General features: G+C 41.2%; 21 protein-coding genes. 18 read left to right on the forward strand and 3 right to left on the reverse strand.

The features are described 5' to 3' along the window. Nucleotides 1–50: 50 nt before the first annotated feature. From LOC50_RS03065 to fliD, 3 genes are all read left to right on the forward strand, one after another. Nucleotides 51–1,601, forward strand: a complete 1,551-nt coding sequence (locus LOC50_RS03065; protein WP_284692564.1) for a flagellin — start codon at nt 51–53, stop codon at nt 1,599–1,601. A gap of 138 nt (nt 1,602–1,739) precedes the next feature. Further along, entirely contained in the window at nt 1,740–2,153 is a 414-nt protein-coding gene (locus tag LOC50_RS03070) for a flagellar protein FlaG (RefSeq protein WP_036981715.1), read from the forward strand. An 80-nt stretch (nt 2,154–2,233) separates the two neighbouring features. Beyond that, nucleotides 2,234–3,646: a flagellar filament capping protein FliD gene (gene fliD / locus LOC50_RS03075; RefSeq protein WP_214551948.1), complete on the forward strand. Its 1,413-nt coding sequence runs from the start codon at nt 2,234–2,236 to the stop codon at nt 3,644–3,646. Between the two features lie 260 nt (nt 3,647–3,906). Here fliD and LOC50_RS03080 read toward each other — a convergent pair whose 3' ends face one another. Both LOC50_RS03080 and fliS read right to left on the reverse strand, forming a co-directional pair. After that, nucleotides 3,907–4,206 (reverse strand): hypothetical protein, encoded by a 300-nt coding sequence (locus LOC50_RS03080; RefSeq protein ID WP_036981719.1) that lies wholly within the window; start codon nt 4,204–4,206, stop codon nt 3,907–3,909. 6 nt (nt 4,207–4,212) lie between these two features. After that, the gene (fliS, locus tag LOC50_RS03085; protein WP_214551947.1) at nt 4,213–4,614 is read right to left on the reverse strand and encodes a flagellar export chaperone FliS; all 402 of its coding nucleotides are present in this window, start codon (nt 4,612–4,614) and stop codon (nt 4,213–4,215) included. A gap of 373 nt (nt 4,615–4,987) precedes the next feature. Here fliS and LOC50_RS03090 point away from each other — a divergent pair, with 373 nt between their 5' ends. After that, nucleotides 4,988–6,424: a sigma-54 dependent transcriptional regulator gene (locus LOC50_RS03090; RefSeq protein ID WP_036981723.1), complete on the forward strand. Its 1,437-nt coding sequence runs from the start codon at nt 4,988–4,990 to the stop codon at nt 6,422–6,424. 130 nt (nt 6,425–6,554) lie between these two features. Here LOC50_RS03090 and LOC50_RS03095 read toward each other — a convergent pair whose 3' ends face one another. Continuing rightward, nucleotides 6,555–7,142: a DNA-3-methyladenine glycosylase I gene (locus LOC50_RS03095; RefSeq protein ID WP_250653604.1), complete on the reverse strand. Its 588-nt coding sequence runs from the start codon at nt 7,140–7,142 to the stop codon at nt 6,555–6,557. Between the two features lie 129 nt (nt 7,143–7,271). Here LOC50_RS03095 and LOC50_RS03100 point away from each other — a divergent pair, with 129 nt between their 5' ends. The 14 genes from LOC50_RS03100 (at nt 7,272) to fliP (ending at nt 20,798) form a co-directional block, all read left to right on the forward strand. Beyond that, on the forward strand, nt 7,272–8,384 hold the full coding sequence (locus LOC50_RS03100) for a sensor histidine kinase (RefSeq protein ID WP_069438714.1): 1,113 nt from the start codon (nt 7,272–7,274) through the stop codon (nt 8,382–8,384). Then, nucleotides 8,381–9,805 (forward strand): sigma-54-dependent transcriptional regulator, encoded by a 1,425-nt coding sequence (locus LOC50_RS03105; RefSeq protein ID WP_250653605.1) that lies wholly within the window; start codon nt 8,381–8,383, stop codon nt 9,803–9,805. The genes LOC50_RS03100 and LOC50_RS03105 overlap by 4 nt, the downstream gene beginning before the upstream one ends. Before the next feature lie 157 nt (nt 9,806–9,962). Next, nucleotides 9,963–10,295, forward strand: coding sequence for a flagellar hook-basal body complex protein FliE (gene fliE, locus LOC50_RS03110; RefSeq protein WP_016899229.1), 333 nt, complete (start codon nt 9,963–9,965; stop codon nt 10,293–10,295). 20 nt (nt 10,296–10,315) lie between these two features. Next, a complete protein-coding gene (gene fliF, locus LOC50_RS03115; RefSeq protein WP_250653606.1) occupies nt 10,316–12,031 on the forward strand; it encodes a flagellar basal-body MS-ring/collar protein FliF in 1,716 nt (571 codons plus the stop codon). Then, a complete protein-coding gene (gene fliG, locus LOC50_RS03120; RefSeq protein WP_036981734.1) occupies nt 12,024–13,064 on the forward strand; it encodes a flagellar motor switch protein FliG in 1,041 nt (346 codons plus the stop codon). Before fliF ends, fliG begins: the two co-directional genes overlap by 8 nt. 3 nt (nt 13,065–13,067) lie before the next feature. Next, nucleotides 13,068–13,871, forward strand: coding sequence for a flagellar assembly protein FliH (fliH, locus tag LOC50_RS03125; protein ID WP_250653607.1), 804 nt, complete (start codon nt 13,068–13,070; stop codon nt 13,869–13,871). A 17-nt stretch (nt 13,872–13,888) separates the two neighbouring features. Beyond that, nucleotides 13,889–15,223: a flagellar protein export ATPase FliI gene (fliI, locus tag LOC50_RS03130; protein WP_076920613.1), complete on the forward strand. Its 1,335-nt coding sequence runs from the start codon at nt 13,889–13,891 to the stop codon at nt 15,221–15,223. Next, complete coding sequence (fliJ, locus tag LOC50_RS03135) at nt 15,223–15,669, forward strand: flagellar export protein FliJ (RefSeq protein ID WP_248532818.1); 447 nt, start codon at nt 15,223–15,225, stop codon at nt 15,667–15,669. The genes fliI and fliJ overlap by 1 nt, the downstream gene beginning before the upstream one ends. Before the next feature lie 87 nt (nt 15,670–15,756). Then, the gene (locus LOC50_RS03140) at nt 15,757–17,568 is read left to right on the forward strand and encodes a flagellar hook-length control protein FliK (RefSeq protein ID WP_250653608.1); all 1,812 of its coding nucleotides are present in this window, start codon (nt 15,757–15,759) and stop codon (nt 17,566–17,568) included. Between the two features lie 57 nt (nt 17,569–17,625). Continuing rightward, on the forward strand, nt 17,626–18,153 hold the full coding sequence (gene fliL / locus LOC50_RS03145; RefSeq protein WP_250653609.1) for a flagellar basal body-associated protein FliL: 528 nt from the start codon (nt 17,626–17,628) through the stop codon (nt 18,151–18,153). A gap of 9 nt (nt 18,154–18,162) precedes the next feature. Beyond that, on the forward strand, nt 18,163–19,254 hold the full coding sequence (gene fliM / locus LOC50_RS03150) for a flagellar motor switch protein FliM (protein ID WP_036981747.1): 1,092 nt from the start codon (nt 18,163–18,165) through the stop codon (nt 19,252–19,254). 20 nt (nt 19,255–19,274) lie between these two features. Next, nucleotides 19,275–19,673: a flagellar motor switch protein FliN gene (gene fliN / locus LOC50_RS03155; protein ID WP_036981749.1), complete on the forward strand. Its 399-nt coding sequence runs from the start codon at nt 19,275–19,277 to the stop codon at nt 19,671–19,673. Beyond that, nucleotides 19,670–20,053 (forward strand): flagellar biosynthetic protein FliO, encoded by a 384-nt coding sequence (fliO, locus tag LOC50_RS03160; protein WP_024602027.1) that lies wholly within the window; start codon nt 19,670–19,672, stop codon nt 20,051–20,053. The genes fliN and fliO overlap by 4 nt, the downstream gene beginning before the upstream one ends. 4 nt (nt 20,054–20,057) lie before the next feature. After that, nucleotides 20,058–20,798: a flagellar type III secretion system pore protein FliP gene (gene fliP / locus LOC50_RS03165; RefSeq protein WP_013465552.1), complete on the forward strand. Its 741-nt coding sequence runs from the start codon at nt 20,058–20,060 to the stop codon at nt 20,796–20,798. The last annotated feature ends 11 nt before the right edge of the window (nt 20,799–20,809 follow it).

The following is a 20,809-nucleotide window of genomic DNA, read 5'->3' on the forward strand; positions in this document are numbered from 1 at the left end:
TTGGTTAAATTAAAATAAGCAATGTTACGAAAGTAATCAGGAGTTTTATTATGATTTCAGTAAACACAAACGTATCTTCACTAAACGCTCAACGTAACCTGTCTCAATCAGGTTCTAATTTAGCAACATCAATGGAACGTTTATCATCAGGGATGCGTATTAACAGCGCAAAAGATGATGCCGCCGGCCTGCAAATTTCAAATCGTTTAACATCGCAAATAAACGGCCTAGGTGTAGCACAGCGTAACGCTAACGATGGTATTTCAATGGCACAAACTGCCGAAGGTGCGATGCAAGAGTCTACAAGTATTTTACAACGTATGCGTGAATTAGCACTGCAATCAGCGAATGGTTCAAACTCTGCAGATGCGCGTGCTTCATTGCAAAAAGAAGTGTCAGCTTTGCAATCTGAGTTGACGCGTATTGCTGACACAACCTCATTTGGCGGGCAACAACTATTAAATGGTGGCTTTGGTAGTAAAGCATTTCAAGTAGGTGCTAATGCGAATGAAACTATCAACCTGTCACTTACAAGTGTAGCGGCAGAGGACATTGGTTCAAACCAAATGAATTTGCAAAGTGCTTCAACGGGCTTTGGCGCAGCATCAACAGCAGGAACAGACCTGACGGCAGTCACACACGATATTACTGCTGCACAAAAGTATACTCTTACAGGCCGTGCTGGCAAAGAGGTTGATGTAACAATCAATGCGGGTTCCTCTGCAGCAGATGCAGCCAAGGCAATTAATAAAGTAGCAGATACAACGGGTATAAGCGCTCAAGCTAGAACACAAGCCACACTTGTGTTAGCAACGCCTCCTATCGTTGATCCAGGTGATGCTACTAACTTCGGTAGCTACACTTTCGATTTAAACGGTGAAACGGTAAGTTTTGACAGCCAAGCGGATGCGTCATTGGATAGAGATGCTATGGCACAAGCAATTAATGCGGGTACCGCAGATCATGGAGTTGCTGCAAAAATTGAAAATGATGAGCTTATAATTACCAGTGACACTGGCAAAGATATTAATATTGAAAATTTCAATGCAAAAAACCATTCGGGGCATGCTACTTCAGACGCTTCTACGACATTAGCCATCACAACCCAAGGTTATGATGGAACTGATGCTCCCGCAGGTGCCATAACATTGACAAGTGGTGATGGAACAACTGATGATACTGCACGTATTTATGGCGCAGTTCAGCTTAACTCAGCGACAACGTTTACCGCACAAGCAGATAGTGATTTATTAGCTGCTGATACAGATGTAGATACAAGCTCTGTTATTGCAGTTGATACTGTTGATATTAGTACTCAATCTGGATCGCAAGATGCGTTAGCTATTATTGATAATGCAATAGCAATGATAGATGATCAACGTGCCGATTTAGGTGCTATACAAAACCGTTTTGGCCACACGATTAGTAACTTAGCAAATATTCAAGAAAATGTATCTGCATCACGTAGCCGTATTCAAGATACTGACTTTGCAACTGAAACAGCGCAAATGACGAAAAACCAAATATTGCAACAAGCAGGTACGTCAATCTTGTCGCAAGCGAACCAGTTACCACAAGCAGCACTTAGCTTATTAGGTTAATAGCTAACTAATATTAAAAGTCAGTATTAGTAATTTTAAAAAGGAGATGGCTTTGTTCATCTCCTTTTGTCGTTTAACTTACTAAATTAAGCTAATTGATAAATAGTGTACAATGTTTAAAACTATTTAGGAGGCGTTATGAATACAATTACCTCAGGCGCAGAAGCTTTAGTAACGGCAAGTAACGCAGGGCAAGCTAGCGAAAGTAAAGTAGGGCAAACAGCTACGGTACTAACGGCTAGTGCCATTGACGATGTTAAAAAAAGTGCTTCACAAGCACAGCAATATCAAAGTAATGCCGACACTGCTACGCAGCAACAACCGTTAGAGCGTGAACAGCTTGAAAAAATGGCGCAACAATTGCAGGATTTTATGGGGGAGATGAACCGTAGCTTGCAGTTTCAAGTAGATGAAGACTCAGGCCGCGATGTAATTAAAGTGCTCGATAAGGCAACTGGCGATGTTATTAAACAATACCCTTCGGAAGAAGTGTTAAGTTTAGTGTCTAAGTTGTCTGAAACTGCGGGTTTATTAATTGACCAAACGATATAGCTATATAAGTATATAACTAAATAGCAGCTGCGTTTTTTAAGTTTTTTGTTTTTTATTTAATAGTGTAAAGGGGTATAAACATGGCTATTTCGTTTACAGGGTTAGGTTCAGGCTTACAAGTATCTGAAATTGTGGGTGCATTGGTTAATGCCGAAAAGGCGCCTTTTGAATCACGTTTAAATAAAAAAGAAGCTAACTTAACTACCGATATTTCCGCTGTGGGTGCGCTTAAAGCTGCACTTGAGAAAGTGCAAGAATCTATGACCGCCCTCGGCGATGTTGATAACTACCAAAAGCGCACCGCGTCAGGTAATGATGATTTTATATCGCTTAGCTCAGACAAAGACGCTCAACCAGGTGGCTACTCAGTAAAAGTAAATAATTTAGCCACTGAGCATAAAATAATGTCGAGTGCATTTGATGCCACCAACCCTGTTGGTGCTGGCACCATGACGTTAAGCTCGGGCGATAATAGCTTTGATATTGCAGTATCAGACACTGCAACGCTAAGCGAAGTGCGCGATGCAATAAACAACAGTAAAGATAACAAAAGCATTAACGCCACCATAATTACCGATGATACTGGCCAGCGCTTAGTGTTTTCGGCTCAAACCAGTGGGCTTGAAAACCAAATTAAAATAGCAGTGGCTGATGACGATGCTAACAACACCGATACCTTAGGCCTTTCGCGTTTAGCGTTTGACCCTGCACCCGCAGGAATAAAAAATGTGAGCGAAGTAGTTGCCGCTGTTGATGCGTCAATAACTATTGACGGCACAGTAACAGTAACTAGCAGCACTAACGAATTTAAAAACGTGATTGATGGCGTGACTATTACCGCTAAAAAAGCACACGATGTTGACGACGACCTAAGTAAGTTAACTGTTAAAGAAAATAACAATAATATAAAAGCTGGCTTAAATGGGTTTATCGAAAGTTATAACGAGCTGTTAGAGCTAAGTAAAAACTTGGGTAAATCTGGCGAAGATGGCGCTGGCGTAATGGCGGGTGATTCACTGCTGCGTGGTGTTATGTCAAAGTTAAGGCAAGAAATTACCAACAGTGTTGACTTAGGCGATGGTAACTCTTTATCGCTATCGCAGTTAGGTGTTGAAGCCGACAGATACGGTAAGTTAAGCTTAGATAGCGAACGCTTAGACGAGCAAGTAAAAAATGATGTTGATTTAGTACAGCAGTTTTTTATTGACGAAAATAAAGACGAAGGCGGTTTTGCCCAGTCGTTTGATGAGCTAATGAACTTTTATACTAAGTCTGATGGCTTAATTCAAAACCGCATAGACAGTAAAGAAGGCCAGCTTCGCGGGATTGATGACGAACGAGTATCGTTTGCACGTAAAATGCAGTCGTTAGAGTCGCGCCTTTATGCGCAGTACAACAGCATGGATTTATTAGTAGCAGGCTTAAATTCAACCAGTAATTATCTTCAATCTCAGTTAGATAATATGCCAGGCGTAGTTAGAAAGTCTAAGTAGTTAAGGGTTAGGCTTTAGGGAATATATTAGTCTTTAGGCTAAGGCAAATACTGAGCTTGCGAAAAGGCAGTTTTTAGTTTTATAAGTGCGGTTTTATTTAATCACAACAATACCGCACTTTTTGCGTTAAACAGATTAAAACAGTGCAAAAAGGCTTTAAGTGATTTACTCACAAAGAGGTTAAGAGGGCGCTGCGCTTTAGAGAAGAGCAATGGGCAACACCCTCGTTTAATTTACTTCCTATTATGCTAACTGTCTTTTTAAGTGCTTTTGTAAGCGCTGATCGCTTTGTCTGATTTTTTATGCTTTAACAAGGCTTTAAACGAGTCGTCTTTATGGATATTAGCTTGAGTTAAAATAGCATTAATATGCGCTTGTGTTGCTATAAGTTCGTCACTACTTGGCTGCTCATTGCTTTCGCACCAGCTTTTTAAACACGTATTTAACGCTTCAAGCTGTAAAGCTGCCGCGTCAGCATCGTTGTTATTTACCAGTGTTTCAAGCTCGCAGAGCAATTGTTTAATTTGCTCTGCTGGCTGTTGGTCAGTTATTAAAGGCATAATAAATTAAACTGCAGGAGAGCGTTCGCTAGCAGGAATATTATCCCACCCTTCTTTTATTTCTTTCACTATGCTAGAAACTTCCATAATTGCTGCTGTATCGTTATTTAAGTTAGCTTTAGTTAGTGTACGCTGGCAATAGTCGTATAGCGCTAATAAGTTGTCTGAAATTTCTGAGCCTTGCTCAATGTCAAAATTAAGTGCGTCTTGTAATGCGCCAAAAAGTAAAATACAGGCTGAAATGTTTTCGCCCTTTTTTTTAATTTCTTTGCGTTCAATAAACCCTTTGGTTGCAGCTAAGCGCCCGATAATGTTACTAAAAATTAGGTTTATTTGTTCGTAAGGTGTCATTTCGCTAATACTGCTTGCACGAACTTGACCGTATTTTTTTATTGATGCATGTGCCATGAGAAGATCCTAAATTTTGATAACTAAAAATATTAATACAATGCCAGCAATTATAATGCCAAGCATTTATATATACTTACTTATCGGCATTTAAGACAGCAACTTAAGTAACTATTAGTGAATATTTTTATTATAAAGTGACTTTACATCTCTAATTTAAGTATTAAGCTTTGCGATTAACTTATTATGCGAATGTAGGGGGCCTTTACAACCTTAATACTTAATGGTTAATCCTTAAGTATTGTTGCTTTAATTAAAGTGTCTGTTTTTTGGCGTTAATGTCAAAAAATTGCCGCTATTACTTGCATCCAAATCCAACTGGCTTACAATTTGATTAATAAAACAAATTAGTGAAATAAATGGCTCGCTAAAGATGATCTTAATTTTAGATAATAATAACAATCGCTCTATTGGATTATATGCATCCCTTACTTTTATTGGTGAAGCGGTACAATTGCAAACTGAAGCTGACTTTGAACAGGCATGTAGCCACTATCAAAACAAAGAATGTATTGTGGTGTTAGGTGCTTTGCAGTCTTTAGATCACGAAAGTTTAATTAAACGATACCCAACATTTCCTTTTTTACTGATAGGTGAAACGCTTAAACCTTTGTTGAGTTTGGCTAATGTTGTTGGACTAATTTGTGAGCCATTTACTCATGAAGTTACTACCCAGTTACTACATGATTGTCAGCAATATCAGCGTATGCTCCCTCATGAGCATCAACACAATAAAGAAAAAAGTACCTTTGATGGCCTTGTAGGTGAAACCAAAGCGGTAAAAGATTTACGCTTTTTAATTACTCAAGTTGCTAAAACCGATGCTAACGTACTTATTTTAGGTGAGTCGGGCACGGGTAAAGAAGTAGTTGCCCGTAACGTACATTTGCTTTCTAAACGTAATAAAGGGCCTTTTGTTCCAGTAAACTGTGGGGCTATTCCTGCTGAGCTATTAGAAAGTGAACTATTTGGTCATGAAAAAGGCGCGTTTACTGGGGCTATTTCAGCACGAAAAGGCCGTTTTGAGTTAGCGCAAGGTGGCACGCTATTTTTAGATGAAATAGGGGATATGCCACTGCAAATGCAGGTTAAGTTACTGCGAGTGCTCCAAGAGCGTAGCTATGAGCGCGTTGGTGGTACCAAAGCGATCCAAGCTGATGTGCGTGTGATTGCTGCAACCCACCGTGACCTTGAAAGCATGATAGAAAAAGGCTCATTTAGAGAAGATTTATACTATCGCTTAAATGTTTTTCCTATTGAGAGCCCATCTCTTGCTCAACGCGCAGAAGACATACCATTACTACTTAAAGAGCTTATGCGCCGAGTAAATGAACAAAGCGGGGTTACGGCTAAGTTTACAGAGCGTGCTATTGATAGTTTAAAAGAACATGCTTGGCCGGGTAATATTCGTGAGCTGGCGAACCTTGTTGAACGCATGGTTATTATGTTTCCAGATAAGGTGGTGGATGTTCCTGACTTACCTAATAAATACCGCTACATTGAAGTTGAAGCCTATGAGCCACAGTACCCAGAAGAGCTGATGGAGCGTGATGCTTTTAATGATATTTTTAGTGGCGGATTTAGCGAAGATGAAATAGATCTAGAAGATGATTTTGTTCAAGCCGCACCTGGTTTATTGCCCGATGAAGGTATTGAGCTTAAAGAGTACTTAGCTGAGCTTGAAATTAACTTAATCACACAGGCATTAGAGCGCTTTGATTACGTTGTCGCCCGTGCTGCTGAAGTACTTGGTGTAAGACGAACCACTCTGGTCGAAAAAATGAAAAAATATAACTTGTCTAGGGATTAAGAGTAAGTGCCGATATTAGGTACCAGGTGTAAGGTGTTAGGTTAGAAAAACTAAACACCGTGTTTAATGCAAACTCAGCGCTATACTTGTCAGCGGGTTTACCTCGCGTCTCGTAACCCGAAACCCGCTCCTAGCCGAGTTTTTTAACTTCTTCTTTTCTAAAACAATTATTACTATGATCGTTAACCATACCGCACGCCTGCATGTAGGCATACACTGTGGTTGGGCCTAAAAACTTAAAACCGCGCTTTTTTAAATCTTTTGCAAATAACGTTGATGCTTCAGTAACTGCAGGGTAATCCGCAAGCGTCTCTAAATCGTTTACCTGAGGTTTATTGCCAACAAACCGCCACTGGTAATCACTAAAGCTGCCAAACTCTTTTTGAATAGCTATGAAGCACTTTGCATTATTAATTGCTGCGGCTATTTTTAAGCGGTTGCGAACAATTCCCTCATTTTGCATTAATGTTTCTAGGTCCTGCTCAGTAAAGGCCGCTACTTTATTTACATCAAAGTTTGCAAAGGCGTTTTTATAATTAGCGCGCTTTTTTAATATGGTGTACCAACTTAACCCTGCTTGTGCCGATTCTAAGGTTAAACACTCAAAAAGTAGGTGATCGTCATACACAGGTACGCCCCATTCATGGTCATGGTAATCCACGTAGTCTGGTTTTGAAGTATCTAACCATGGACAGCGATACTGAGCTTCTTCTTTCATACTTATTCCTTAGCGCGTCATTTTTACGACACGTATTTTAATTGTTTAAGTTGTTGATATTATAAGGAAATAATTTTGGTACATATTGTGCATTAGCCAGTGTATCTACATTATTTTAGAGAGTTGATTATGGCCCTTGCAAGTGTGCTAAAACCTCAGTTTATTTCTGCTAATCAGTATAACCCATGTTTACTGCAAGAGGAGTATGTTGGTGAGTTGAGTGATTTGCGTCAACAAGCAAGTTGGCTCTCTCATCTAGTTGATACCATGCCTGCGGGCGTAATTGTACTCGATGGTAAAGGAATGATCGCTAAGGCAAACCAAATAGCTATCGATATGCTCGGCGAGCCATTAGAAGGTGAGAAGTGGTTTAGCGTTATTCAGCGCTCATTTCGTCCTCATCAAGATGATGGTCATGAAGTGTCGTTAAAAGATGGACGCTTAATAAAGCTCGATATTACTGCACTTGCGCCAGAGCCTGGGCAACTTATATTAATGACCGATTTAACCGAAACCCGACGCTTACAAAAGCGAGTCGCGCATATGCAGCGTTTAAGTGCGTTAGGTAAAATGGTGGCATCTTTGGCCCATCAAGTACGCACACCGTTATCAGCGGCTATGTTGTATGCCGCAAATTTAGGCTCAAAACGCTTACCCGAAGCGTCTCGCGGCAGTTTTCATACTAAATTAATGTCACGTTTAAAAGATTTAGAAACCCAAGTAAACGACATGCTGTTATTTGCTAAAAGTGGTGATCAGCAAGTTGTTGAGCAAGTGTCGATGCAACAGCTACTAAGTGAAGTTAAAGCCGGTGCCGATGCTATGGTAGCGCTCAATGATAGCGAATTAAATGTGAGCTTACCTGAACCCGATATTGAAATTATGGGTAACAAAACAGCATTGGCAAGCGCAATTCAAAACCTAATTCATAATAGTATTCAAGTCATTGGCAGTGGTGCACAAGTACATCTTAGTGCTTTGCGTGATACGCAAGACCCTGATTATGTCCGCATTAGTGTTAGTGATAACGGCCCTGGGCTTGATTTAGCTCAAAGTGAAAAAATATTTGAACCCTTTTATACCACTAAAAGCCAAGGTACTGGTTTAGGACTTGCCGTTGTAAGTTCAGTGGCCAGTGCACATCAGGGACGTGTTGAAGCAAACAACAACCCACAAGGGGGAGCAATTTTTAGTATGTTGCTACCTATTAGTGTCACATCTAAATTAGGGGAGTCACAATGAGTAACACTATTTTAGTTGTAGAAGATGACGCCGGACTTCGTGAAGCATTAATTGATACGCTTGAAATGTCAGGTATAGCCTGTATGGCCGCCAATAGTGCTGAGCAAGCCATGTTGCTACTAAAAAAAGAAGTATTTTCATTGGTGGTCAGTGATGTACAAATGGGCGCAATGAGCGGCCTAGATTTATTACGTAGTATTAAATTAAATTACCCTGATTTACCCGTACTAATGATGACGGCCTATGCCACTATTGATGATGCTGTAGAGGCTATGCGTTTAGGCGCGATTGATTATATGGCTAAGCCATTTTCACCAGAAGTGCTATTGAATATGGTGAGTCGTTACTTACCAGAAAAAGAAAAAGAAACAGACGGGCCCATTGTCGCCGACCCTAGTAGTATTCAATTACTCGAACTTGCAGGTAAAGTTGCTCGATCAGATGCCAGTGTGATGGTGCTTGGGCCAAGTGGCTCTGGTAAAGAAGTACTGGCGCGTTATATTCATGACAAATCAAAACGCTGTAATGAACCGTTTGTTGCGATTAACTGTGCTGCTATTCCTGAAAACATGCTTGAAGCTACTTTGTTTGGTTATGAGAAAGGCGCGTTTACAGGTGCTATTCAAGCTTGTCCTGGTAAGTTTGAACAAGCACAGGGCGGTACTATTTTACTTGATGAAATTACCGAGATGGATTTAGGCTTACAAGCCAAATTACTGCGGGTATTGCAAGAGCGTGAAGTTGAGCGTTTAGGTGGTCGTAAAACCATTGCACTGGATGTACGTGTGCTTGCCACAAGTAACCGAGAGTTAAAAGAAGCAGTTGCTGATAACCAGTTCCGCGAAGATTTATACTATCGACTCAATGTTTTCCCACTGCTGTGGCGACCACTGTGTGAGCGCCCAGGTGACATTATTGTGTTGGCTAAACATTTGATTGAACGTCACTTAAGTAAAAGCAAAGAGCCAATGGCGTATTTAGATAGCAGTGCAGAGCAAAAACTGCTTAGCCATAGTTGGCCCGGTAACGTACGCGAACTAGATAACGTTATTCAGCGAGCATTAATTTTACGCAGTGGAAATAGTATTGATGAGCATGCTATTTTTATCGAAAATCTAGCCCCAACGCATTTTGTGGCTGAAACTAAAGCTGACTTTGAGCCTGTAAAAAGTAGTCTCAGTAACGCTTATTATGATGAAAAAGCAGCGTCTGCAGATGAGCAAAAAAATGATTTGTTAGCCATCGATACCGGCAGTTACAAAGATGAGCTTAAAGATAAAGAACATCGTATTATTTTAGAAACCTTGGCACGCTGCCAAGGAAAACGCAAAGAGGTCGCCGAAACCTTAGGTATTAGCCCGCGTACTTTGCGTTACAAATTAGCGCAAATGCGCGATTTAGGTATTTCCCTCCCAGCATAACCCCCATAAGCCCTAAGTTCAATCACTTGAATTTAGGGCTGTCAAAACTCTGACTGCTTAATTATTTTACTTAAAGCGTTGTTTTAATTGGTTTTAATTTTTGGCATGTTTTGTGCTTTATTCTCTTTAAGAGTTTACTGCATTATCAGAGACAATTATGAAAATTCAAAACAGTGCTTTATTTCAAGAAATGCAATCAATGGCTGCAGAGGCCACACGTAGTAATCAAGTTAATAACTTGCCAACGCAAGTGCAATCAACCTCTACAGCACAGTTTGGTGACATGTTGAGTAATGCCCTTAATACAGTGCATGAACTTCAGCAAGACACAGGACAAAAAGTAAAAGCGGTAGAGAATGGCGACAGAAGCGTATCACTTGCTGAGGCTATGATTGCTTCGCAAAAGTCTTCTGTGGCATTTGAAGCTACGGTACAGGTTCGTAATAAGCTTGTTGAATCTTATAAAGAAATTATGAACATGCCTGTTTAACTAGGTAGTGGAGAATTATTGTGGCGCAATCTAATCAATCTACAGATCTGGCACTTGCTGATGGCATGATGGAGCAAAGTGAAAACGAAGATCAACAAGAGCAAAAATCAGGCTATTTCAGTGCCCTTGGCGGTGTTGATGTTTTACGTCAAATTACCCTGATTGTTGCATTAGCTATTTGTTTAGCCATTGCTATTTTCGTTATTATTTGGGCTCGTCAGCCAGATATGCGCCCTTTAGGTAAAATGCAAACTGAAGAGTTAATAGAAACACTCGACTTTTTAGATGCACAAAAAATTGACTACCAACTTGATGGCAATGTGGTCTCGGTGGATGAAACTGAATATCAAAATATCAAGTTATTGATGACCCGTGAAGGTTTAGATCAAGGGCCTACATCAGGTAGCGACATTATTATGCAAGACATGGGGTTTGGGGTAAGCCAACGTTTAGAACGTGAGCGCCTTAAACATGGCCGTGAGCAACAACTTGCCCGTACTATAGAAGAGCTAAATAATGTTACTCGCGCCAAAGTATTGTTAGCGATTCCCAAAGAAAATGTATTTGCCCGTAGAGAGAAAAAACCCTCTGCGACTGTTGTACTTACTCTTAAACGCGGTCGCTCTCTAGATGCCGAAGAAGTTGACTCGGTTGTTGATATGATAGCTTCAGCAGTACAAGGGCTTGAGCCTTCGCGCGTTACTGTGACCGATCAAAATGGTCGTTTATTAAATTCAGGCTCGCAAACCTCTTTAGCTGCACGCTCACGTAAAGAATACGATATTGAACGTAAACGTGAGCAAGAATACCTAGAAAAAATCGACAGTATTTTGATCCCCGTGGTTGGATTAGGTAATTACACCGCACAAGTAGATTTAAGTATGGACTTTAGTGCGGTAGAAGAAACACAAAAACGTTACAACCCAGACTTACCTGCGGTAAGAAGTGAAACAACCTTTGAAGAAAATAATATTGGTGGCCTAGCGGTTGGTATTCCAGGCGCGCTGACTAATCAGCCACCAGTTAACTCAACTATTCCTGAAGATGCGATGGCGGGCGGTGCAGGCACTGCAACCTCACCGAGTAGAACTCACAAAGAAGCCACTCGTAACTATGAACTCGATACCACTATTTCACATAAGCGTCAGCAAACCGGTGTGATCCGCAGAATCAGTGTGTCTGTAGCGGTTGATTACCTGCCTACGGTGGGTGAAAATGGTGAAACAACTATGACGCCACGCTCGGTAGAAGCTTTGTCAAATATTCGTCGCTTGTTACAAGGTGGCGTAGGCTTTGATATGCAACGGGGTGATGCTCTTGAAGTAGTAACCGTACCATTTGTTCGTGAAGACTCAGCGCTTGATTTTGAATTGCCTTTATGGGAACAAGACTGGTTTATGAAAATGTTGCGCTTAGTGTTAGGTGCGCTGGTTATTATTGTACTGATATTAGCTGTTGTTAAACCTATGCTTAAACGCTTAATTTACCCAGATAATACACTTGAAGAATACGATGAAGACTCTCTTAGTTCAGGTGTTGACCTTGGTGACAGCACATTAGATATGCTAAATAATGACTTTGATTCTGCTTCTGTTGGCTTCTCTAGCGATGGTACACTACGCTTACCAGACCTACATGGCGACGAAGACTTACTCAAAGCGGTTCGTGCGCTTGTAGCCAATGAACCAGAACTATCATCACAAGTAGTGAAAGCGTGGTTAACAGAAGATGACTGATCAAGAACAAAAACAACTACCAGCGGCGTTTGATGTTGATAAGCTCGATGGTGTAGATAAAGCGGCGATATTATTGCTGAGCTTATCTGAAGAAGATGCAGCGCAAATCCTAAAGCACTTAGAGCCAAAACAAGTGCAAAAGGTAGGTATGGCTATGGCGGCAATTGATGATTTGTCGCAAGCTAAAATTAGCGCAGTTCATAATTTATTTATTGAACAAATTCAGAGCTTTAGTACGATAGGTTTTCAGTCTGAAGATTTTATCAAAAAAGCACTTACTGCTGCATTAGGTGAAGATAAAGCCGCCAGCTTAATAGACCAAATTGTTATGGGCTCAGGCGCTAAAGGTCTTGATTCATTGAAATGGATGGACTCAAAGCAGGTAGCTAACATTATTCGTAATGAGCACCCGCAAATTCAAACAATTGTGCTTTCTTATTTAGAGCCTGAACAATCAGCTGAAATTTTAGCGCAATTTACTGAAAAAGTGCGCCTAGATTTAACCATGCGTATTGCCAATTTAGAAGAAGTACAACCAGCAGCTTTACAAGAATTAAACGAAATTATGGAAAAACAATTTGCTGGTCAAGCAGGCGCACAAGCTGCGAAGATGGGGGGCTTAAAAGCGGCTGCAGATATTATGAACTACCTCGATACCAATGTTGAAGGGCAGTTAATGGATTCTATCCGTGAGCATGACGAAGAAATGTCGCAACAAATTCAAGACTTAATGTTTGTCTTCGAAAACTTAATGGATGTAGACAACAGAGGCATTCAAGCAATCCTGCGTGAAGTGCCGCAAGATGTATTAATGAAAGCCATTAAAGGGACCGACGATGCCCTTAAAGAGAAAATTTTGGGTAACATGTCAAAACGTGCCGCTGAAATGCTCGCTGATGATTTAGAAGCTATGGCTCCAGTGCGCATTAGTGAAGTAGAAGCGGCGCAAAAAGAAATTTTATCAACAGCACGTCGCCTTTCTGATTCAGGTGAAATTATGCTTGGTGGTGGCGGTGGTGAGGAGTTCTTATAATCTATGAGTCACTCTAAAGGTCGCCCATTACATGCAGATGAAGCTGATGAGTTATTAAAAAATTGGCCAATTCCTGATGTTTCTCCCGATGAGCGTAGCTTTCGCAATCGTTCTACGGCTTATGGCACACCCTTAGCCGAGCTATACCGTAAAGAAATAGCAAAAGAACAAGTAGAAGAACCGGAAGAACCAGAGCTGCCTTCATTAACTATGGTAGAGCTGGAGCGTATTCGCCAAGATGCCTACGAAGAAGGTCTTAAACAAGGACACGAACAAGGCTATATAGATGGCTTTGACAAAGGCGTAACCGAGGGTAAAGAGGCGGGTTACAAAGAAGGTGTAGAGCTGGGTAAAACACAAGGCCAAGAAGACGTTAAACCATTAATTGATGAGCAGTTGAGCAGCCTGCGTGGCTTACTAGATAGTTTAAGCGACCCGCTTAAAAAAGTGGACGAGCAAGCAGAAAGACAGCTGGTACAGCTAGCCACTATGCTCAGTGAAGCGATTATTTATCAAGAAGTAAAAACATCACCTGATATTATTTTACATACTTTGAAAAAAAGTATTGATGCACTCAATGCAGAACAACAGAAAGTTAAAATTCATCTTCATCCAGATGACTTAACGCTAATAAAAACCAGTTATGGTGAGCAAGCTATTGAAGATAATCATTGGCAACTAATTGCAGAACCCAGTCTAAAGCGGGGCGGTTGTGAAGTTAAAACAACGTTATCATCTTTAGATATGACCTTGAAAACCCGTATCAAAGAAACATTGGATAGCTTTTTGCATAACAGTGGTATCTAACTTTTTATTGGCGTGTCATGTCTGTGAGCGATACTTCATTAAGCGAACGCTTATCTCAATACCAACGGCATATTAAAATTCCAACGCCTGCGGTTGCGGGCGTTTTAACCCGTGTGGTTGGTTTAACACTGGAAGCCAAAGGTTTGCGTGCTCCGGTAGGCAGCCAATGTAAAATTGAAACAATGAACGGCTTTGTTGACGCTGAAATTGTTGGTTTTAACGATCAAACTTTGTATTTAATGCCTAACGACCACATTTCAGGCGTACTGCCTGGTGCGCGAGTTATCCCCCAAGTTAATGACACAGGTTTGCCTGTTGGCATGAGCTTACTTGGTCGAGTGGTAGACGGCTTAGGCAGACCTTTAGATGGCTTAGGTAAAATTAATGCAGAACATACACTTAAATTTGCTCAAAATGCAATAAACCCACTGGCACGGCGCCCCATTAGTAAACCTATGGATGTGGGGGTGCGGGCTATTAACTCGGTAATTACGGTAGGCCAAGGTCAGCGTATGGGTTTATTTGCAGGCTCTGGTGTGGGTAAATCAGTATTATTAGGCATGATGACCCGAGGCAGTGAAGCCGATGTGATTGTGGTGGGTTTAGTCGGTGAGCGTGGTCGAGAAGTAAAAGAATTTATTGAAGAAATACTGGGTGTTGAAGGGCGTAAACGTTCAGTTGTTGTTGCAGCCCCCGCTGATGCCTCACCATTAATGCGATTAAAAGGCTGCGAAAGTGCGGTAACCATTGCAGAGTATTTTCGAGATCAAGGTTTAAACGTATTGTTATTACTCGACTCGGTGACGCGTTATGCTATGGCACAGCGTGAAATCGCGCTGGCTGTGGGTGAGCCCCCTGCAACAAAAGGCTACCCACCTTCAGTATTTGCTAAATTACCTGCGCTGGTGGAAAGAGCGGGTAACGGCGGGGAAGGGCAAGGTTCTATTACTGCCTTTTTTACCGTACTGAGTGAAGGCGATGACATGCAAGACCCGATTGCTGATGCTGCACGTGCCATACTTGACGGGCATATTGTTTTATCGCGTGATTTAGCCGACAGCGGCCATTATCCTGCCATTGACATAGAAAAATCGATTTCTCGAGTTATGCCTCAAGTGGTGTCTGAGTCGCACATGCAACAAGCTCGGGTGCTTAAGCAAGTGTATTCAATGTATCAACAAAACAAAGACATGATTACCTTGGGCGCTTATCAAAAAGGCAGTGATCAAATGCTCGATCAGGCAATAAACATGATGCCAAGAGTGAACGCATTTTTACAACAAGGGATGCGTGATGTGATTAGCTATGATGATGGCCTTCAAGGGCTAGCGCAATTATTAGGACAAGCATAATGGCAAAAAATAAACTGCATTTGTTGCTCAGGCTTGAAAACGAAAAAGAAGAAACGTTACGCATGAGCTACTTGCAAGCTAATCAAAACTTGCAATTAAATCAGCAAAAGCTGCAAGGCTTAAATGACTTTCGACTAGAATACACGCAGCAACTTCATATTAAGGGGCAGTCGGGTTTATCAAGTGCCGGATTTAGTCAGTATCATGCATTCATTGCTAAGATTGAAGAAGCGATACGTCAACAAGCAAGCACTGTTAACACTGCAAAGCAGGTGGTTAGCCAGCGTAAAACCTTGTGGTTAAAGCAACAAGTAAAAGCGAAAGCGGTTGCTAAGTTAATTGAAAAACAACAGATAAAAGCGGATATGTTGGCCGCTAAAAGTGAGCAAAAAATGCTCGATGAATTTTCCTCTAATCAGTTTTATCAAAGGCATAAAGCACTATAAGGTAGGCATGCTAATTGCTTAGATTCTACAAGAGCAATGATTTTTAGGATTGTGCGGTGGGCTGTTGCCGCTTTTATTAGGTGATTTATGGCGATAAATGATATTTCAATGTTAGCGGTATCTGAGCAAGACTCATACTTAGTTAAAAAAGACAGTGATAAAACAAAGCTAGACAGCAGTAATGATGCTGGCTTTTTTGATCAATTAGCTCTTGCTAACCAAGCTTCTGAAGTACACAGTACGCAAGCTAAAGCGCCAAACAAACAATCAGCAGATGAACAATCCGATCTAAAAGAGCAAAGTAGCGAAGAAAAACCTTTGAGCGGTGAAGATATGCTGGCGCAAATTAATGCGGCACAAGTCATCGATACCTCAGTAAAAAATAACCCCCATGGCGGTGCGCAGTTAATAGACAAAGACGCTGTTAAAATAAACGCTAAGCCTGAAGATAAGCTGGCACCTATTGTTATTAATTTACCAAGTGATGAAATTGTTGATGATACGGCCATTGTGCAGTCACAAAAGACTGTAGGTTCTGAATCAGCAAGCAAAACTGCAGCTGAGTCTTCACAGTTTGACACGAAACCTTTAGCTACAGCTGCCCCAACCGGACAGTATGAGGCTGTTACAAATGAACTCGCGGCTGCTAAACCATCGGATAAGCCGACCGAGACTATGAACATTAAAGCATCGCTAGATGCTTCCTTTTTGGCGCTGTTATCAAAAGATGATAATGCCATTAAAGCAGATAAATTATTGGCAAATTTAACACCTGCTCAGCAAGGTGAATTAGCTACTGAGCTTAATGCGATGAGCAAGCCAATTAATAAAGATAACCTAGCGGATTTAAAGCTATTACTCAGTAAGTATGTGAGTGAAAGTGAGAAGCCGCAAACACCTCAGCAGATCATTAATGGACAAATAAGTACGCTAACTACCCCAGAAAAACAGGCCTTACTCAATCAGTTGCAGGGTTACGTTAAAAATGAATCTTTATCAACGAAAGAACTTACCTCGCTAAAGGGAGTAATCAGTGATTTAGAAACCGCGATTAACGCGGATAGCTTGTTTAGTGCCAAAGATAAGCCACTATTTTCAAATAATGCTTTGGCGGGAGCAATAACGCCAAAAGCACAGGCTGGTACTGAATCAGCCAATGTAAAACCTGAGCTAAAATTAGAGAGTTCAAAATCGGTAGTTGATAACCCTGAAGAGCTTGCCAAACAGTTAGACGCATTACAAAAAGAGAGCATACGCGGCACTAATGCTGAGCAAATGCCACCGCGTGCAGCACAAATTTTCTCTCAGATCATTAATATATTTGACAAACAGTCGCTTAATAGTCTCGCTAAATACGATACTTTAGGGTACGAACAAGCTATTTTTGAAGCGCAAAGCTTGCAAGCAGGACAGTTACAAAGTACAGCACAAGCGAAACAAGTAAGCATTGATCCTGCCACGTTACAGGCTTTAAACATTATTAAAAGTGATGCGGCAAAAATGCTACAAGAGCGGGTTAGCTCAATGTTAAGTATTAATAATAAAGAAGCTGAAATTCGCCTAGATCCGCCAGAAATGGGCAGCATGCAAATTCGTATTAGAAGTGATGCTGAGCAAGCACAAATCAACTTTGTAGTGCAAAACCAGCAAGCCAAAGAAGCGCTGGAGCAGTCGTTACCTAGGCTTAGAGAAATGCTGATGCAGCAAGGTTTAGAACTAGGTGAAAGCAGTATTTCTTACGGTGATTCCTCAGATGAACAAGCACAGCAACAAGAAGGTGATGCACAAGGGCAAATGGCCAATAATCGCTCTACAGATGAGACAAATAGTGAGCAACCAGATAAGCAAATACAGCGTTCTGGACAACAAACGTCATCATCAATAGATTACTATGCCTAAGTCCTGCTATTATAATAGTTAAAACAAGCAAATACCTTTGCAAATAAAGGAAATACAATGGCTGAAGATACTAATTTAGAAATAGAAGAAGTAAGTAAAAGTAAAAGCAAACTCATAATAATTATTGCCGCTGTATTACTTATTGTTGGCGCTGTGGCAGGGTACTTTTTGTTATCAGGTGGTGATGGGCCAGTAGAAACCCTTGCAGATGATGCTGCCAATGGTGAGGTAGCTGCTGCGCCAACAAGTTCTTCGGCAACGATTGGCAGTGCTTTATATGTTGCTATGCCTAGACCGTTTATTTTTAATGTGCCAGGGGCTAGTCGCGATAGAATTGTACAGATTAAAGTGCAATTATTAGTGCGCGGCGATGGTAATGAAGAAACGGCTAAGAAACACATTCCACTGATTGAAGGCACACTCCTGAGTGTATTTTCCATGACAACGGCTGATGAACTTAGCACCAGTGTAGGCAAAGAAACACTGCGTTTTACTGCACTTGATAAAGTACAGGCCGCTATGATGAATGTTGAAGGCAACAAAGTAATTGAGCGGGTACTATTTACCAGCTTTGTGATGCAATAAGGGGCCAGTGTGAGCGATTTATTATCCCAAGACGAAATTGATGCGCTATTACATGGTGTCGATGAAGTCGAAGAGGAAGATATACACGACGGTGAAGATGGTGAGGGAAGTACACTACAGTACGACTTTTCTTCGCAAGATCGCATCGTGCGTGGTCGCATGCCGACACTTGAAATTGTTAACGAGCGATTTGCCCGTCATATGCGAATTAGCTTATTTAACATGATGCGCCGCACCGCTGAGGTGTCAATTAACGGCGTGCAAATGATCAAGTTCGGTGAGTACATACATACCTTGTTTGTACCAACGAGTTTGAATATGGTGCGTTTTCGCCCATTAAAAGGCACCGGCCTTATTACCATGGAAGCACGCTTAGTATTTATACTGGTAGACAACTTCTTTGGTGGCGATGGCCGTTATCATGCCAAAATTGAAGGACGTGAATTTACCCCAACAGAACGCCGAATCGTACAAATGCTGCTGAAAATAATCTTTGAAGATTACAAAGAAGCATGGGCACCGGTGATGGATGTGTCGTTCGAGTACCTCGATTCTGAGGTAAACCCTGCGATGGCTAATATTGTTAGCCCAACCGAAGTAGTGGTTATCAGCTCTTTTCATATTGAGCTCGATGGTGGCGGGGGAGACTTCCATATTGCGCTGCCGTATTCAATGCTCGAACCTATCAGAGAGCTATTGGATGCGGGTGTTCAGTCTGATACTGAAGATACCGATTTACGTTGGAGTAAGGCGCTTCGTGATGAAATAATGGATGTAGAAGTCGATTTATCGACCCAGCTACTTGAAGTTGATTTAAGCTTAAGACAAATAATGGAGCTCAAAGCTGGGGATATAATTCCAGTTGAAATGCCTGAGCATATTACCGTATTTGTGGAAGAGTTACCTACATTTAGAGCTAAAATGGGTCGTTCACGCGATAACGTTGCGCTACAAATTAGTGAAAAAATTAAACGCCCTGATTCAGTTAAATCTGAGCTGCATGTCTTTACCAAAGGCGGCAAAAAAATTGATTCAGATGCAGAATTAGCAGAACTAGAAGATGATTTACACCTTTCAAACGGTGTAGACTTAGACTGGTAATTGATTAAAAGGTTAAAAGTATGAGCGATGATCAAGATACAATGGACGAATGGGCCGCAGCACTTGCTGAAGCTGAAGGCACTGACGATAGTTCTGAGGTCAAAGTAACCGAGCTTGATGAGCTTGATGATTCAAAGCATGAACTCAGCGGTGAAGAAAAACGTAAACTCGATACTATTTTAGATATTCCCGTTACTATTTCTATGGAAGTAGGGCGTTCTAAAATTAATATTCGTAATTTATTACAACTTAACCAAGGTTCGGTCGTTGAGCTTGACAGGGTTGCCGGAGAACCGCTTGACGTTTTAGTTAATGGTACTTTGATTGCGCATGGCGAAGTGGTTGTGGTGAACGATAAGTTCGGTATTCGTTTAACGGATGTAATTAGTCAGGTTGAACGGATCAAAAAGTTGCGATGATAGCACTAGCTAGTTTAAGCAATTCGGTGTTTGCAGCAACCGATGCTGCAACACCGACCACAGATATCGTATCCATGGTTTTATCTTTGGGTATGGTTGTGGTGTTAATTTTAGTGTTGGCTTTTTTTGTAAAAAAGCTCAATCCAAATTTAACCAATAACGATGAGTTTAAAGTGATCCGCAGTCTTCCGTTGGGATCACGTGAGCGCTTAATGGTGGTTGAAATAGATAATGCACAGCATCTATTAGGGGTTACTCCACACAGTATTAATTATCTACACAAGTTAGAAACACCCCTAACAGAAAAAGAGTTACCAGAATTAGCGAAGCGGTTTGGCAAAATGTTGAATCCGCAACTTAATCAAAATAAAAAGAACTAATATTATGACTAAATGGCTGCTTTTCCTATTTGCCATGGTGTTCGTCCCAGGGGTCAATGCCGAGGGGATTGACGCGCTGACGATCACCACTAATGCCGATGGCACCCAAGACTACTCAGTGACGCTACAAGTGTTGGCGATCATGACGGCTATGAGCTTTATTCCAGCCGCCATTATCATGATGACCTCTTTCACTCGAATTATTGTTGTTTTAGCTATTTTGCGCCAAGCCATTGGTTTGCAGCAAACGCCTTCGAACCAAGTATTACTAGGTATGTCGCTGTTTTTAAGTATTTTTATTATGGCGCCAATTTATGAGCAAATAAATGAGCGCGCTATCGAACCGTATTTAAGTGAACAAGTAACGTCACTTGAAGCACTTGATTTAGCCAAAGAGCCAATGAAAGCGTTTATGCTCTCACAGGTACGTATAAAAGATTTAGAAACCTTTGCTAAAATAGCAGGTTACGATCAGCTTGACTCGCCTGAAGCAACGCCAATGGTTGTGCTTATTCCTGCGTTTGTGACCAGTGAGCTACAAACTGCTTTTATTATTGGTTTTATGTTTTTTATTCCCTTTTTGATTGTCGATTTGGTGGTTGCATCGGTATTGATGGCCATGGGTATGATGATGTTATCGCCCATGATTGTGTCGCTACCGTTTAAGATTATGTTGTTTGTATTGGTTGATGGGTGGAGCTTGGTGATGGGTACACTCGCTAAAAGCTTTGGCTTGGGCACGTAGTTGTGCACTCT

This window comes from Pseudoalteromonas sp. SCSIO 43095 (assembly GCF_023650455.1).
Lineage (GTDB): Bacteria > Pseudomonadota > Gammaproteobacteria > Enterobacterales > Alteromonadaceae > Pseudoalteromonas > Pseudoalteromonas tetraodonis.